Source organism: Pseudomonas sp. AC229, assembly GCF_979254655.1.
Map to the genome: position 1 here is coordinate 248,291 of NZ_CEEDHK010000004.1, position 15,199 is coordinate 263,489.

At 61.8% G+C, this 15,199-nt stretch carries 14 protein-coding genes; 5 read left to right on the forward strand and 9 right to left on the reverse strand.

The features are described 5' to 3' along the window. Positions 1-97: 97 nt before the first annotated feature. The gene (locus tag AC0IW7_RS07620; RefSeq protein WP_471816846.1) at positions 98-1,522 is read left to right on the forward strand and encodes a DASH family cryptochrome; all 1,425 of its coding nucleotides are present in this window, start codon (positions 98-100) and stop codon (positions 1,520-1,522) included. 116 nt (positions 1,523-1,638) lie between these two features. On the opposite strand, the gene AC0IW7_RS07625 is transcribed toward AC0IW7_RS07620, so the two are convergent. From AC0IW7_RS07625 to AC0IW7_RS07635, 3 genes are read right to left on the reverse strand one after another with little or no spacing between them, the layout of a single operon-like run. Beyond that, positions 1,639-2,433, reverse strand: a complete 795-nt coding sequence (locus AC0IW7_RS07625) for a thymidylate synthase (RefSeq protein WP_471816848.1) — start codon at positions 2,431-2,433, stop codon at positions 1,639-1,641. Then, positions 2,430-3,239 (reverse strand): prolipoprotein diacylglyceryl transferase, encoded by an 810-nt coding sequence (lgt, locus tag AC0IW7_RS07630; RefSeq protein WP_122492074.1) that lies wholly within the window; start codon positions 3,237-3,239, stop codon positions 2,430-2,432. The genes AC0IW7_RS07625 and lgt overlap by 4 nt, the downstream gene beginning before the upstream one ends. Before the next feature lie 9 nt (positions 3,240-3,248). After that, positions 3,249-4,031: a sulfite exporter TauE/SafE family protein gene (locus AC0IW7_RS07635; RefSeq protein ID WP_463550889.1), complete on the reverse strand. Its 783-nt coding sequence runs from the start codon at positions 4,029-4,031 to the stop codon at positions 3,249-3,251. A 196-nt stretch (positions 4,032-4,227) separates the two neighbouring features. Between AC0IW7_RS07635 and AC0IW7_RS07640 the strand changes: the two genes are divergently transcribed. Further along, complete coding sequence (locus tag AC0IW7_RS07640) at positions 4,228-4,974, forward strand: NRDE family protein (protein ID WP_471816851.1); 747 nt, start codon at positions 4,228-4,230, stop codon at positions 4,972-4,974. A 34-nt stretch (positions 4,975-5,008) separates the two neighbouring features. Here the strand turns inward: AC0IW7_RS07640 and ptsP are convergent, their stop codons facing one another. Further along, entirely contained in the window at positions 5,009-7,288 is a 2,280-nt protein-coding gene (ptsP, locus tag AC0IW7_RS07645) for a phosphoenolpyruvate--protein phosphotransferase (protein WP_122492077.1), read from the reverse strand. A gap of 42 nt (positions 7,289-7,330) precedes the next feature. Beyond that, the gene (locus AC0IW7_RS07650) at positions 7,331-7,810 is read right to left on the reverse strand and encodes an RNA pyrophosphohydrolase (RefSeq protein WP_122492078.1); all 480 of its coding nucleotides are present in this window, start codon (positions 7,808-7,810) and stop codon (positions 7,331-7,333) included. A gap of 278 nt (positions 7,811-8,088) precedes the next feature. Here AC0IW7_RS07650 and AC0IW7_RS07655 point away from each other — a divergent pair, with 278 nt between their 5' ends. Continuing rightward, the gene (locus AC0IW7_RS07655; RefSeq protein WP_471816854.1) at positions 8,089-8,745 is read left to right on the forward strand and encodes a histidinol-phosphatase; all 657 of its coding nucleotides are present in this window, start codon (positions 8,089-8,091) and stop codon (positions 8,743-8,745) included. An 84-nt stretch (positions 8,746-8,829) separates the two neighbouring features. Here the strand turns inward: AC0IW7_RS07655 and AC0IW7_RS07660 are convergent, their stop codons facing one another. Beyond that, on the reverse strand, positions 8,830-9,270 hold the full coding sequence (locus tag AC0IW7_RS07660; protein WP_471816856.1) for a DUF2269 family protein: 441 nt from the start codon (positions 9,268-9,270) through the stop codon (positions 8,830-8,832). 60 nt (positions 9,271-9,330) lie between these two features. Further along, positions 9,331-10,845: a threonine ammonia-lyase, biosynthetic gene (gene ilvA, locus AC0IW7_RS07665; RefSeq protein WP_471816858.1), complete on the reverse strand. Its 1,515-nt coding sequence runs from the start codon at positions 10,843-10,845 to the stop codon at positions 9,331-9,333. A gap of 163 nt (positions 10,846-11,008) precedes the next feature. On the opposite strand from ilvA, the gene rpiA reads away from it, so the two are divergent. Continuing rightward, positions 11,009-11,683 (forward strand): ribose-5-phosphate isomerase RpiA, encoded by a 675-nt coding sequence (gene rpiA, locus AC0IW7_RS07670; RefSeq protein ID WP_471816860.1) that lies wholly within the window; start codon positions 11,009-11,011, stop codon positions 11,681-11,683. Positions 11,684-11,700: 17 nt separating this feature from the next. Here the strand turns inward: rpiA and AC0IW7_RS07675 are convergent, their stop codons facing one another. Continuing rightward, a complete protein-coding gene (locus tag AC0IW7_RS07675) occupies positions 11,701-12,651 on the reverse strand; it encodes an SDR family oxidoreductase (protein WP_471816862.1) in 951 nt (316 codons plus the stop codon). Beyond that, a complete protein-coding gene (locus AC0IW7_RS07680; protein ID WP_463550894.1) occupies positions 12,639-13,565 on the reverse strand; it encodes a bile acid:sodium symporter family protein in 927 nt (308 codons plus the stop codon). Before AC0IW7_RS07680 ends, AC0IW7_RS07675 begins: the two co-directional genes overlap by 13 nt. Before the next feature lie 233 nt (positions 13,566-13,798). On the opposite strand from AC0IW7_RS07680, the gene AC0IW7_RS07685 reads away from it, so the two are divergent. Next, positions 13,799-14,812 carry a DUF5924 family protein gene (locus tag AC0IW7_RS07685; protein WP_463384768.1) on the forward strand — a complete coding sequence of 338 codons (1,014 nt, stop codon included), beginning with the start codon at positions 13,799-13,801 and terminating at the stop codon, positions 14,810-14,812. The last annotated feature ends 387 nt before the right edge of the window (positions 14,813-15,199 follow it).

Genomic DNA, 15,199 nt, shown 5'->3' on the forward strand with positions numbered 1-15,199 from the left:
AATGGAACGCAAACGCCCACCTAAATGCCCACCTATAGTTGCTGCACCCCGCTCCAGCTCTCGATCACCGCTGCCTAGCACTGAAAGGAAATCATGCATGCGCCGCTCTCTTCTTTGGTTCAAACACGACCTGCGTCTGGATGACCATCCTGCCTTGCACGCGGCTGCCCGCGCCGAGCGGATGCTGCCGGTATTTGTGCTCGATCCGAAACTATTGCAACCCGGCCCATTGGGCGCCCGCCGCCTTGGCGTGCACCGCGCACGGTTTCTGCTGGAAAGCTTGCTGGCGCTGGATGGCGCCTTGCGCGCGCGCGGCTCACACCTGTTAGTTGTACAGGGCCAACCGGAACATATTCTGCCCCTGCTGGCCGAGCGCCTGGCCATTGATGAGGTGGTGACCCACGAGGAAATCGCCCCCGAGGCGCGCGAGGAACTGGCCCGGGTGCGCGCCAAACTCGGCGCTACGTCGCTGCTGGAAGTCGCGGGCCATGGCCTGCTGCAAGCCAACGAATTGCCCTGCGCCATTGAGCAACTGCCGGCGGTGTACCGCGACTTCTGCGCGTTGATGGAAGAACGCCTGGTGGTGTTTCAACCGCTGGCGGCGCCGGAGCGTTTGCCGGCGATTCCTGAAGCGGCGAATGAATTGCTGATGCCGCCGCCGACCTTGTCGCACCTGGGTTTGGGCGAGCCGGTTTACATCGCCGACAGTGCCTTCCCGTTTTCTGGCGGCGAAGTGGCTGCCCAAGCGCGGTTGCGCGATTACCTGTGGGAGAGCCAGGACGTACGGCACTACGCAGCGGCGCGGGACAGCCTGATCGGCAGCGAATTTTCCTCGAAGCTTTCGCCGTGGCTGGCCAATGGCTGCCTGTCGGTTCGCCGTGTGGTCGCCGACCTGCGCCGCCATGAAGCGCAGTACGGGCGCAACGACTCCACCCAGGAACTGTGGCGCGCCGTGCTCTGGCGTGAATTCTTCCGCTGGACCTTGGTGCGTCGCGGCGAAGCACTGTTTCAAGCCGGCGGTTTGAAGGCCACGCAACAAGCCCCGACCGCCGTGGACGAGCGTTTTCAGCAATGGACGCAAGGCCGCACCGGCATGCCACTGGTGGACGCCTGCATGCGCGAACTGGCCGCCACTGGTTTTATCAGCAAGCGCGGCCGGCAAGTGGTGGCCAGTTATTTGGTCAACGAACTGCGCCAAGACTGGCGCCACGGCGCGGCCTGGTTCGAAGAGCATTTGCTGGATTACGAAGCGGCGAGCAACTGGGGCAATTGGGCCTATCTCACCGGTATCGCCTGCGACCCGGTGCGCAGCCAGGCGCTAAACCCACTGCTGCAAGCGCGGCGCTTCGACCCGCAAGCGGCCTATGTCAGCCTTTGGCTGAGCGAGCTTCGCGCCCTGCCAGTGAACATGCGCCACACGCCGTTTGTGCTGTCGCACCTGCAACTGGATGCGCTGAATTACCCGCGTTTGGAGCATGTGCCCGAGAGTTGGCAGCCGTATTTGCCGGGCGTGGCGGCGTAAATCGTCAGCAGTCACCAACCTGTAGGAGCCAGCTTGCTGGCGAAGCCCTTCAAGATTAAAAGCTTCGCCAGCAAGCTGGCTCCTACGGGGTTGCAGGCGACGGGATTGCAGGTGGTTTACACCGCAACCGGCGCCGAAATATGCGGGTGGGCCTGGTAGTTCTGCAGTTCGAAGTCTTCAAACTTGAAGGCGAACAAGTCTTTCACGTCCGGGTTCAGCTTCATGGTCGGCAGCGGCAGCGGCTCGCGGGTGAGCTGCAGGTCGGCCTGTTCCAGGTGGTTGGCGTACAGGTGGCAGTCGCCGCCGGTCCAGATGAATTCGCCCGGTTCAAGATTGCACACCTGCGCCACCATCAACGTCAGCAGCGCGTAGCTGGCGATGTTGAAGGGCACGCCGAGGAAGATATCCGCCGAGCGCTGGTACAACTGGCAGCTGAGCTTGCCGTCGGCGACGTAGAACTGGAACAGCGCGTGGCACGGCGGCAATGCCATCTGGTCGACCAACGCCGGGTTCCAGGCCGAAACCATCAGGCGGCGCGAATCCGGGTTCTTCTTGATCATGTCGATCAGCTTGCTGATCTGGTCCACTGACTCACCGTTGGGGGCTGGCCAGTTGCGCCACTGGTAGCCGTACACCGGGCCGAGGTCGCCGTTTTCGTCCGCCCATTCGTCCCAGATGCGCACGCCGTTGTCTTTCAGGTACTTGATGTTGGTGTCGCCCTGAAGGAACCACAGCAGCTCGTGGATGATGGATTTGAGGTGACACTTTTTAGTGGTCACCAACGGAAAACCATCGGCCAGGTTGAAGCGCATCTGGTGGGCAAACAGGCTGTAAGTGCCGGTGCCAGTGCGGTCGGCCTTGAAGGTGCCGGTCTCACGCACCAGGCGCATCATGTCGAGGTATTGCTTCATTGCACGACTCCTTTGGCGACCACGGGCGCGCGGCGGTGGGCCCAAACGACCAGGGCCAGGCCGGCGACAATCATCGGCACGCACAACACCTGCCCCATGGTCAGCCAGCCCCAGGCGAGGTAGCCCAGTTGCGCGTCCGGCACGCGGACGAATTCAACGATGAAACGGAAAATGCCATAGAACAACGCGAACATCCCGGAGATGGCCATGGTTGGCCGCGGTTTGCGCGAGTAGAACCAGAGAATGGCGAACAACGCGACGCCTTCCAGGGCGAACTGGTAAAGCTGCGAGGGGTGACGCGGCAGTTGCGCCGGGTCGGTGGGGAAAATCATGGCCCACGGTACGTCGGTGGCCTTGCCCCAGAGTTCGGCGTTGATGAAGTTGCCGATACGCCCGGCGCCCAGGCCGATCGGCACCAGCGGCGCGATAAAGTCCATCAGTTCAAAGAAGCTTTTGCCGTTGCGCCGTCCAAACCAGAGCATCGCCAGCATCACGCCGATAAAACCGCCATGGAACGACATGCCGCCGCGCCACACTTCCAAAATCAGCAGCGGGTTGGCGATGTAGGCCGGCAAATCGTAGAACAGCACGTAACCCAAACGCCCGCCGACGATCACGCCCATGGACGCCCAGAACACCAGATCGGAGAGCTTTTCCTTGGTCCAGGTGGCGTCGAAACGCTCCAGCCGGCGCGACGCCAGCCACCAGGCGCCGCCGATGCCCACCAGGTACATCAAACCGTACCAGTGGATTTTCAGCGGGCCGATGGCCAGGGCCACCGGGTCGATATTCGGGTAAGCCAGCATGTGGACTCCTTAAATCAAGAAACTCAAACCCACGCTGACAAGCAGCAGGGCGAACAGGCGCTTGAGCAACACCGGTGACAGCCGATGGGCCAGGCGCACGCCGTAACGGGCGAAAAACATACTGGTCAGGGCGATGCCCAACAAAGCCGGCAAGTACACAAAGCCCAGGCTCCAACTTGGCAGCCGTGGGTCATGCCAGCCCAATAGGATAAAACTCAGCGCGCTGGCCAGCGCGATGGGAAAGCCGCACGCCGACGAAGTGGCCACCGCCTGCTGCATCGGCACGCTGCGCCAGCTCAGGAACGGCACGGTCATAGAGCCGCCGCCCACGCCAAAGATCGCCGACGCCCAGCCGATCAACGCACCCGCTGCACCGAGACCGGTTTTGCCGGGCACGCCACGCGTAGCTTTGGGCTTCAACGAGAAGGCCATTTGAATGGCCACGGCGATGGCAAACACACCGATGATTTTTTGCAGGTATTCGCCGTGAATCGACTTGGCCGTCAGGGCGCCAAGGCCGGCGCCGACGACAATGCCCAGGCCCATCCAGCGCACGATCGTCCAGTTCACCGCGCCTTTGCGGTGGTGCTCACGAACGGCGTTGATGGAGGTGAAGATGATGGTCGCCAAGGAGGTGCCAACTGCCATCTGCGTGAGGATGGCCGGGTCAAAGCCTTGCGCGGTGAAACTGAATACCAGCACGGGAACAATGATGATGCCGCCGCCCACGCCGAACAGCCCGGCCAGCACACCGGCCCCGGCACCCAGCAGCAAATAGAGCAGGAATTCCATCGGCACCCCCGAAAACAATGCGGCATGGTAACGGAAGCCACCTTGGCTCTCCAGAGATGCCGTCGGGCTGTAGATTTTTCACCGGCCCGCAATGGAAGCGTCCTACCGGCTTGGGTAAAGTGAGCTAGCCTCCCGGCACGGGAGTACCTGTACGCAGAGCCACTGCGCCAGTTGTCTGCCGATTAAGGAATGGGTGATGTGCCTGATTGTTTTCGCGTGGCGCCCTGGCCACGTCCAGCCGCTGGTGCTGGCTGCCAACCGTGATGAGTTCTATGACCGACCTGCCCTGCCGCTAGCCCCCTGGGAGGATGCTCCACAGGTACTCGCCGGACGCGACTTGGAAGCGGGCGGCAGTTGGCTGGGCATCGGCAGTGCCGGTCGCTTTGCTGCGCTGACCAATATTCGCGACCCCCGCCAGCCCCCGCTCGGCCGGTCACGGGGTGAATTGGTGGCGGAGTTTCTACGCAGCGATCTGCCACCGGCGGCGTATCTGGATGGCCTGATGGGGCGCGCGGGCATTTATTCGGGCTTCAATCTGCTGCTGGGGGACCGCGACGGCGTGTGGTTTTTCAACTCCCGCGAAGGCCAGTCGCGCTTGCTGGCGCCGGGGGTGTACGGCCTGTCCAACGACACCTTGGACACACCGTGGCCGAAGCTCGATAAAGCCAAAGCCGCGCTGAACGAGGTGCTCGACGCGCCTGAACCCGAGGCGCTGTTTTCCATTCTCACCGACTCGCAACGACCACCCGACGCGGCGCTGCCGGACACCGGTATCGGCCTGGCCACCGAGCAATTGCTGTCGAGCGTGTTTATCGCCAGCCGCACCTACGGCACACGCGCCTGCACGGTGCTGATCACGCAAGCAGACGGCAAACGCGTGCTGATCGAGCGCAGCTTTGGGCCCTACGGCGGGCATTTGGGTGAGGTGCGGTTGGAAGACTGAAAAAGCGCTCTCCCGGTTTTCGCCGGGAGAGGCTTTAAGACTGAATGACCGACGCCGGGTTAAGCACACGGCTCAGGCCAAGATTGCGCAGCGCCAGGTGCAAGGTGCTGTGGATAACCTGTGGATTGTCGATGGTCATGATCTGCGCCAGCAGCTCTTTGGCCTTACCCAGGCTGATCTGGCGCAGCAGCCATTTCACTTTGGGCAGGTTGGTGGCGTTCATCGACAAGCCGTCAAAACCCATGGCCATCAGCAACACGGCGGACGACGGGTCGCCGGCCATTTCACCGCAAATGCTCACCGGCTTGCCTTCGGCATGGGCGCCATCGACGACCAGCTTCAAGGCCTGCAACACCGCGGGATGGAGGAAATCGTAGAGATCGGCGACGCGCGGGTTGTTGCGGTCGACGGCCAGCAAATACTGGGTCAGGTCGTTGGAGCCCACGGAGAGGAAATCCACCTGCCGCGCCAACTCGCGCACTTGGTAAACGGCGGCCGGTACTTCAATCATCACGCCGACTGGCGGCAGCGGTACGTCGGTGCCTTCGTCACGCACCTCGCCCCATGCCCTGTGGATAAGGTGCAGCGCTTCTTCCAGTTCGTGGGTGCCGGAAATCATCGGCAGCAGAATGCGCAGGTTATCCAGGCCTTCGCTGGCCTTGAGCATGGCGCGGGTCTGCACCAGGAAAATTTCCGGGTGGTCGAGGGTCACGCGAATGCCGCGCCAGCCCAGAAAGGGGTTGTCTTCTTTGATCGGAAAGTACGACAGCGCCTTGTCGCCGCCGATGTCCAGGCTGCGCATGGTCACCGGCAGCGGATGGAAGGCGGCCAACTGCTCGCGGTAGATGGCCAGCTGTTCTTTTTCGCTGGGGAAGCGCTCTTTCATGATGAAAGGCACTTCGGTGCGGTACAGGCCAACGCCTTCGGCGCCGCGCTCCTGCGCGCGCACCACGTCGGCCAGCAGACCGGTGTTCACCCACAGCGGCATGCGGTGGCCGTCGAGGGTTTCGCACGGCAACTCGCGCAACGCTGCCAGACCCTGGGTGAGCTGGCGTTCTTCTTCGACCACTTCAACGTATTGCTTGCGCAGCACGTCGCTGGGGTTGGTGAACACTTCACCGTGGTAGCCGTCGACGATCAGCTGAATGCCGTCGATTTTCGAATACGGCAGATCGACCGCACCCATCACCGTGGGAATACCCATGGCGCGGGCGAAAATAGCAACGTGGGAGTTACCCGAACCGAGTACCGAGACCAGGCCCACCAGCTTGCCTTCCGGCACTTCGCCGAGCATGGCCGGGGTGAGTTCTTCGCTGACCAGAATAGTGTTGTCGGGGTAAACCAAGTTCTGCTGACGCGCCTGTTGCAGGTAGCTGAGCAGGCGACGGCCGAGGTCTTTGACGTCAGAGGCGCGCTCGCGCAGGTAGGCGTCGTCCATCAAGCCGAAGCGGTTGACGTGTTCGCCCACCACTTGGCGCAACGCGCCCTGCGCCCACTGACCGGTTTTGATCACGGTGGTTACTTCGCCGCCGAGGGCCGCGTCGTCGAGCATCATCAGGTACACGTCGAACAGCGCGCGCTCTTCCGGGCGCAACTGGGTGGCGAGCTTGGCGGACAGCGCACGCATGTCGGCGCGCACACGCTCCAGGGCCTGATTGAACAGCAGCAGTTCGGCGGCGATATCGGAAACGGTTTTGTCGGGCACCACCTCAAGGTCAGCAGGCGGCAACACCACCACCGCCGTACCCACGGCAGCGCCCGGCGAGCCCGGCACGCCAGTGAATTTCGCTTCTTGAATGCCTTTGCCCTGACGGCCCAGGCCACGGATGGAACCGGTGGCCTCAGCGTGGGCGATAACGCCGGCGAGCTGGGCGCTCATGGTCACCAGGAAGGCTTCTTCGCCCTCGTCGAACTGGCGACGCTCCTTTTGCTGAATAACTAGAACGCCCATCACCCGCCGGTGGTGAATGATCGGCGCGCCGAGAAAGGAGGCGTAGCGCTCTTCACCGGTTTCCGCGAAGTAGCGGTAGCGAGGATGGTCGGCGGCGTTTTCCAGGTTCAGCGGTTCTTCGCGCGTGCCCACCAGGCCGACCAGACCTTCGCTGGGCGACATGCTGACTTTGCCGATGGAGCGCTTGTTCAAGCCCTCGGTGGCCATCAGCACGAAGCGATTGGTTTCGGGGTCCAGCAAGTACACCGAGCAGACCTGGCTGCCCATGGCGTCTTTTACCCGCTGCACAATGATCGTCAACGCCGACTTGAGGTCTTTGGCGCTGTTCACTTCCTGGACGATCTTGCGCAGCGTGTTGAGCATGGCTCGAGGTGAACTCCTAGGTCGGTCTTATTGCTTGCATCGTCAATCTCGCGCGAGAAGGCGCGGCGCCAGTTCCTTCAACGCGCGGCGGTAAACCTCACGCTTGAATGTCACAACCTGGCCCAGCGGGTACCAATAACTTACCCACTTCCAGCCATCGAATTCAGGTTTGTTGGTCAGGTCCATGCGCACCCGCTCTTCGGCGGATTTCAGGCGCAGCAGAAACCACTTCTGCTTTTGCCCGATGCACAACGGCTGACTGTGAGTACGGACCAAACGCTGCGGCAGACGATACCGCAACCAACCGCGGGTGCAGGCAAGAATCTGCACATCTTCCTGCTCCAACCCGACTTCTTCGTTCAATTCGCGGTACAGCGCTTCTTCGGGGGACTCGTTGTCATTAATGCCGCCTTGCGGAAACTGCCAGGCGTCCTGATTGATACGACGAGCCCAGAGCACTTGCCCAACATCATTGGTGAGAATGATGCCGACATTCGGGCGAAAACCATCAGAATCGATCACGGTACAACCTCGTAAACGCATGTTTTTGCATTCTTTCACAAAGGTCGTGATGCCAGCAACGCGCCTGCCAACCTTATGGGCAGGTCCCCCGAAACCCCGTATTCTTCCGACTCGAAGAAAAACTACTGCGCTCGGTTAGGCGGCGTTAAAAACGGATTCGCAATGCTCATTGGCTACAGCCAACTGCGCTTGCTCATCCGTTTTTGCCTTGCCTACCCTTCGCTCGCTACGTTTTTCTTCGGTCGGTTTTTCTATTTATATGTAAAGCGAGATTACGTATGCGCCTGGCCTTGTTCGACCTCGATAACACCCTTCTGGCTGGCGACAGCGACCACGCCTGGGGCGATTACCTGTGCGAGCGCGGCATCCTCGACGGCGCTACCTACAAAGCGCGCAACGACGAGTTTTATCAGGATTACCTGGCCGGCAAGCTGAACATCACCGACTACCTGAACTTCAGCCTGGAAATTCTCGGCCGCACCGACATGGCCCAATTGGACCAATGGCACTCCGAGTTCATGCGCGATTGCGTCGAGCCAATCATCCTGGCCCCTGCCCTGGCGCTGCTGGAAAAACACCGTGCTGCTGGCGACAAGCTGGTCATCATCACCGCCACCAACCGTTTCGTCACCGGCCCGATTGCCACGCGTCTGGGCGTCGACACGCTGCTGGCCACCGAATGCGAAATGGTCGACGGCCGCTACAGCGGCCGCACCACAGACATACCGTGCTTTAAAGAAGGGAAAGTGACGCGGCTGAATCGCTGGCTGGAAGAAACAGGTTTCAACCTGGACGACAGCTACTTCTATAGCGACTCGATGAACGATTTGCCGCTGCTGGAGAAAGTAGCCCACCCGTTCGCCGTTGACCCGGACCCCACGCTGCGCGCCGAAGCTGAGCGTCGGGGTTGGCCGGTGATTAGTTTGCGCGGCTGATCTCAACGGCATCGAGGCTAAAGCCTCTCCTACAGGGACCAGTCCCATGTGGGAGAGGCTTTAGCCTCGAGTTTTTGCTCTTTCTTACGCCGGCTTAGCACCCATCAGGCCAAGAATTGCCACCAGCAACAGCAGAATCAGCACGCCATACACCAGCGCAAAACGCTGCAACCGCTGCGGTGCGGCCACCGGGCCCAGCGCTTCCCAGGCGGCCAGGCGCCCCGACAGCAGCAGGCCGACAACAAACAGCACGATAAACAGCACCGAGCTGAGCAGCAGCCACAGCTGGCTAAGCGGCCAGCCGGCCACGTGCACCAGATAAAAACCGCTCACCGGCAGCGTGGCAGCCAGCACGGCGAACACCGGCAGACTCATTACGCGAGTGCGCCGTACTTTGCGTTGCAGCACGGCCAAGTCGCCCCGACGCTGGGCTTTGAACAGCATGAAGATATGAGCGATCACGCCCAGCGGCAGCAGCACGGCTACGGCGCTGTGGAGAATTTTGAAGAGCAGATAATGTTCCATGTCGCGTCCCTGTCAGGCGTGCCCATGCCGCCGAATGGCGGCTGCGCATCTGATCATTAATTAACCAAGAAACAGCTTATAGGCCGGATTGGCGCTTTCATCCCAGTACGGATAGCCAATTTCCTCCAGCGCGGCCGGCAGCAGATGACGCTCGTCTTCTGGCACTTGCAGCGCGGCTAACACTCGGCCATCGGCGGCGCCGTGGTTGCGGTAGTGGAACATGGTGATGTTCCAGCGCCCGCCCAGCTTGGTGAGAAAGTTGAAAAGCGCGCCCGGCCGTTCGGGGAATTCGAAACGGAACACGCTTTCGTCCGGCACCGCTGCCGCATGGCCGCCCACGGCGTGGCGAATGTGCAGCTTGGCCAGTTCGTTGTCGGTCAGGTCGAGCACCGGGAAGCCCTGGGCGCGCAGCCCTTCCACCAGCGTCGAACGCGGGTCGGTGTCCGGGTGCGTCTGCACCCCGACGAAAATGTGCGCCTCTTTATCGGTGTGGTAGCGGTAGTTGAATTCGGTGATCTGGCGCTTGCCGATGGCTTCGCAAAACGCTTTGAAGCTGCCCGGCTTTTCCGGAATGGTCACGGCGATGATCGCCTCGCGGCCCTCGCCCAGTTCGGCGCGCTCGGCTACATGGCGCAGGCGGTCGAAGTTCACGTTGGCGCCAGAGTCGATGCCCACCAGCACCTTGCCGGTCACGCCTTCGCGCTCGACGTACTTCTTGATGCCCGCCACGGCGAGGGCGCCGGACGGCTCGGTGATCGAGCGGGTGTCGTCGTAGATGTCTTTGATCGCCGCGCAGATTTCATCGGTGCTGACGGTGATGACTTCGTCCACGTACTCGCGGCAGATGTCGAAGTTCAGCTTGCCGATCTGCGCCACCGCCACGCCGTCGGCGAACAGGCCCACCTGGCTCAGCACCACCCGTTCGCCCGCCGCCAAGGCGGCTTGCAGGCAGTTGGAGTCGTCTGGCTCGACGCCGATGATCTTGATCTCCGGACGCAGGTACTTCACGTAGGCGGCCATGCCAGCAATCAGCCCGCCGCCGCCGACCGGGATAAAAATGGCGTCGATCGCGCCGGGCTGCTGGCGAAGAATTTCCATTGCCACCGTGCCCTGGCCGGCGATGACGTACTCGTCGTCGTACGGATGGATATAGACATAGCCTTTTTCCTCGACCAGCTTGAGCGAATGGGCCAGCGCCTCGGGGAATGCGTCGCCATGCAGCACCACTTTGCCGCCACGGCTGCGCACCCCGTTAACCTTCAGCTCGGGCGTGGTGCGCGGCATCACGATGGTGGCTTTAACGCCCAGGTGTTTGGCGGCCAATGCCAGGCCTTGCGCATGGTTGCCGGCCGAAGCGGTAACCACGCCGCGGGCGAGTTCTTCGGCGCTGAGCTGCGCCAGCTTGTTGTACGCGCCGCGAATTTTGAACGAGTAAACCGGCTGCAAATCTTCGCGCTTGAGCAGAATCTGATTGCCCAGGCGGTCCGACAACTGGCGCGCGGGCTGCAACGGGGTTTCCACCGCGACGTCATACACGCGCGAGGTCAGGGTTTTCTTCACGTACTGTTCAAGCATGGCGGCATCTTTGGCTTACAGGGCGGGTCGGCCAGTCTACTCCAGCGCTCTGGCCTGCGGCCACCTGCGGACTGGCGTGATGGCGCCTATGTTGGCGCCACCCGACCCGGCGCCAAGGCTATAATCCGCGCCTCCCCGTTTACCTTCAGGCGCAGAACCCGCGATGACTCAGGATCAACTCAAGCAAGCCGTGGCCCAGGCGGCCGTTGACTTCATTCTTCCGAAGCTCAATGACAAGAGCATCGTCGGCGTCGGCACCGGCTCGACGGCTAACTGTTTTATCGACGCGCTGGCCAAGCACAAAGGCGCTTTCGATGGCGCCGTCGCTAGCTCCGAAGCCACCGCCGCGCGCCTCAAAAGCCATGGCATCGCGGTGTATGAACTCAACAGCGTGAGCGACCTGGAGTTCTACATCGACGGCGCCGACGAAAGCGACGAGCACCTGAACCTGATCAAAGGCGGTGGCGCTGCGCTGACCCGCGAGAAAATCGTCGCCGCCGTGGCACAGACATTTATCTGCATTGCCGACGGCAGCAAGCTGGTGCCGGTGCTGGGCAATTTCCCCTTGCCGGTAGAGGTCATTCCCATGGCCCGCAGCCATGTCGCCCGCGAATTGGTGAAACTGGGCGGCGACCCGGTGTACCGCGAAGGCGTGATTACCGACAACGGCAACATCATTCTGGATGTGATGAACATGCAGATCACCAACCCGGCGGAGCTGGAAACCCAGATAAACGCCATCGTCGGCGTGGTCACCAACGGCTTGTTCGCCGCGCGCGGTGCCGATCTGTTGCTGCTGGGCACCGCCGAAGGCGTCAAGACGCTGAAGCGCGCCTAAGCAAGCGCCGCGAAGCCTTAACCGTTGCGTGCAGCCAAAAACGCCATAAAGGCTTCGCGGCTGCTGTAGCGCGGTTGATAGCCGAACTCTTCTTTCAAACGGCGGTTACTCAGCACCGGCCGGTAGCGCAGAAAGTCGAGTTGCTCCGGGCCGTACTGGCTCAACCCCAACGGTTTAAGAATGCGCAAGGCGTTGCGGATCAGGCCGGCCGGCAACGGCCGATACGGCTTGCCCAGCAGCGCGGCAATCTCGCGCAGGCTCAGGGCGCCGTCGCCGGCCAGGTTAAAAATGCCCTGCGCATGGGTTTCCAGACCTTTGCGAATGATGCTGACCACGTCCTGATCCCAGATAAAAACAAAGCGGCTGTCACTGCCTTTAATACCGAGCACGGCGCGCTTGCTGAACATGTCGGTGATCTGGTTGTTCACCCGCTTACCCAAAATCGTGCCCGGCCGCAGCACCAGCTGGTGCAGCTGCGGATGATGGCGGCGGGCATTGGCCAGGAACACCTCCACTTCCTGTTTGTGCTTGGCGTAAGCGAAATGCGGGTGGCCGCGCAGCGGATCGTTTTCGTCGATCCACTCGGCGTTTTCGGGAAAATAGCCATACGCCGCGCCGGAGCTGGTGACGATCAGCTGCTTCACGCTGCTGGCCACTGCCGCTTCAACAATCGAGCGGGTGCCGCCGACATCAATCGCGTGCAACTGCGCGTCGCTCATGCCGCGCGGCGGCGTGACCACCGACGCCAGATGAACAATCGCCTCGGGCTTCCACGCCGCCACGCATTCGCGCACCTGGTTCGGCTGGCTGATATCGAGCAACACCGGCTCGACATTCATTTTCAAACCCTGCGTGGTTTGTGAGCGGATGTCGGCGGCGATCAACGTCCATTTGGGATGCTGCGCCGCCAGGTCGTTAAGCAGTTGCTGGCCGATAAAACCTGCCGCGCCGGTAATCAGGACGCGCATGTCAGCGTCTCCTTGTCAGCGCCGGCCACCGCCAGCGGGCGATTGCGCCAGAACAGCACCAGCAGCAACCCGCTGACCAGATGCCAGGTGCCCCACAGCGCTGCGACGAGGGCCATGTTGGCCTCGCCGCCAAACTGGGAAAAGATCAGCCCCAAGGCAAGCCCGGAGTTGTGCATGGAAATCTCGATAACCATGGCCCGCAAATTGGCCCCGCGCTGGCGCGCCAACTTCGCCATCAACCAACCGAGCACGATGGCGCTGGCGTTGTGTACCACCACCAACACCAGCACCAAGCCGAGCGAGGCGGTGAACATTTTCCAGTTGCTCGCCAGCGCGCCAACCACGAAAAACGCGAACGCCAGCAGAGCGAAGCGCTTGAACCACGGCATGATCCGTTCGGCCACGTGGGGCCACAGGTTGCCCACCAACATGCCCAGCGCCAGCGGCAGACCGAGCAGCCACAGCAGGTTGAGGATGATGCTCAGGTGATCGACATGCAGGCTGCTCAGGCGCTCGGCCAGGTAGGCGGACGCTTCGGGATTGCAGGCGCTGGTCAGCGCGAAGTTGAGCGGCAACAGCACCAGCGCCAGCAGGCTGGACAGCGCCGTCATGCTCATCGACAGCGCCGTATTGCCGCGCGCCAGGTGGGTCATCACATTCGAGAGATTGCCGCCGGGGCAGCAGGCCACTAACAGCAGGCCCAGCTCCAGCCCAGGGTGCAAGTCGACCAGCAAGGTCACCAGCAGCGTGAGCCAGGGCAGCAGCAGGCACTGACCCAACATGCCGGCGAGCACCGGTTGCGGGTGCCGCACGATGGCGCGAAATTGCGCCACGCGAAGTTCCAGCGACACGCCGAAAATCAGCGCCGCCAGCACCAGGCCGAGGATGAGTTGAGAACTCGCGTCGTAATTCATAAACGGGCCTTTTATTTTTGTTTTAGCCCGCCGCACTGTACGGGCGCAAACGGGCGGGCAACAGTGGCAACGGCGGCCAGCGGCGGTGGCCAATTGCGCCAGCAGCGCCGATGAACAAACAAGCGCAACGTAATTGGCGCGCCACACTCCTACTTAAAGCGCCACCATGGACCCCCGCTGTGTCCGCCCGTATTCTGCGCTCCTGCTTTTCAACCTGCCGGCCTGCCTCCGTGATAGACACCTGGAAAACCCGCGCACTCGCCGTTATTGCCCTGCTGCAACGCTACCCTGGCGTGGTGGCGGCATTCGGTTTTATCTCGGGTGTGTTGAGCTTCGTGCTCGTCGACCGGCAAGCGCGGCTGGCCACGCCCATTGCTGTAATGCTGCTAATCAGCTGGCTATGGCTGACCTTGGAAAGCGTCGTGACCCGCGTGTTCGCCAGGCTCTTTGGCCGCGAACTGCCGCAACCTCTGGTGCGTTACCTGACGCAGATGATCCACCAGGAAAGCCTGTTCTTCGTGCTGCCGTTTTTCATCATCACCACCACCTGGAACAGCGGGCAATTAATGTTCACCGGGTTGCTGGCCTGTGCCGGCCTGGTGAGCATCATCGACCCCATCTACAACAAATGGCTGGCCCCGCGCCGCTGGCTATACCTGGCCATGCACACGCTGACCCTGTTCGCCGCGCTGCTGACGGCGCTGCCCATCATCCTGCACCTGACCACCGCGCAGAGTTACAAACTGGCGCTGGGCATTGCGGTGGCGCTGTCTTTTCCCAGTTTGCTGGTGACCTTCCCTATTCAACGCTGGTGGCGTGGCTTGGCGCTCATCGGCCTGACCCTGGCGCTGGGCGGTGCGGGTTGGTTGCTGCGCTCATGGGTGCCGCCGGCCACGCTGTGGCTGACCGAAGTGGCCGTGACCACCGAACTGGACGACTTCAACCGCGCGCCCGGTGAAAGCCTGAGCACCATGACCGCCAACGACCTGCGCACCAAAGGCCTGTATGCCTACACGGCCATCAATGCGCCGCGTGGTTTGGCCGAGCGCATCTATCATGTATGGCGCCACAACGGCGAAGAGATGGACCGCATCGCCCTGGACATCAGCGGCGGGCGGGCGAAGGGGTATCGGTCTTGGACGCACAAACAGAACTTTCCGCAGGAAGTGGAAGGGGATTGGGAGGTGCGGGTGTTGACTGAGGATGGGCAGGTGATTGGGGTGTTGCGGTTTGAGGTGACGCCTTAGGGCGTTTGGTTTGGTTTGGTTTGGTTTGGTTTGGTTTGGTTTGGTAGTTTTTCGCGGGATGGCACTTCGGTTCAATAGCCTGGATCCCCGCGTTCGCGAGGATGACGGTGGGTTAAAGAAGCCTTGCGTTCATGCCCTTCGCAAACTACCGCGAGCCGGACGCCGCACCCTCCTTCCAAAGCCTGGATCCCCGCGTTCGCGAGGATCACGGTGGGTTAAAGAAGCCTTGCGTTCATGCCCTTCGCAAACTACCGCGAGCCGGACGCCGCACCCTCCTTCCAAAGCCTGGATCCCCGCGTTCGCGAGGATCACGGTGGGTTAAAGAAGCCTTGCGTTCATGCCCTTCGCAAACTACCGCGAGCCGGACGCCGCACCCTCCTTCCAAAG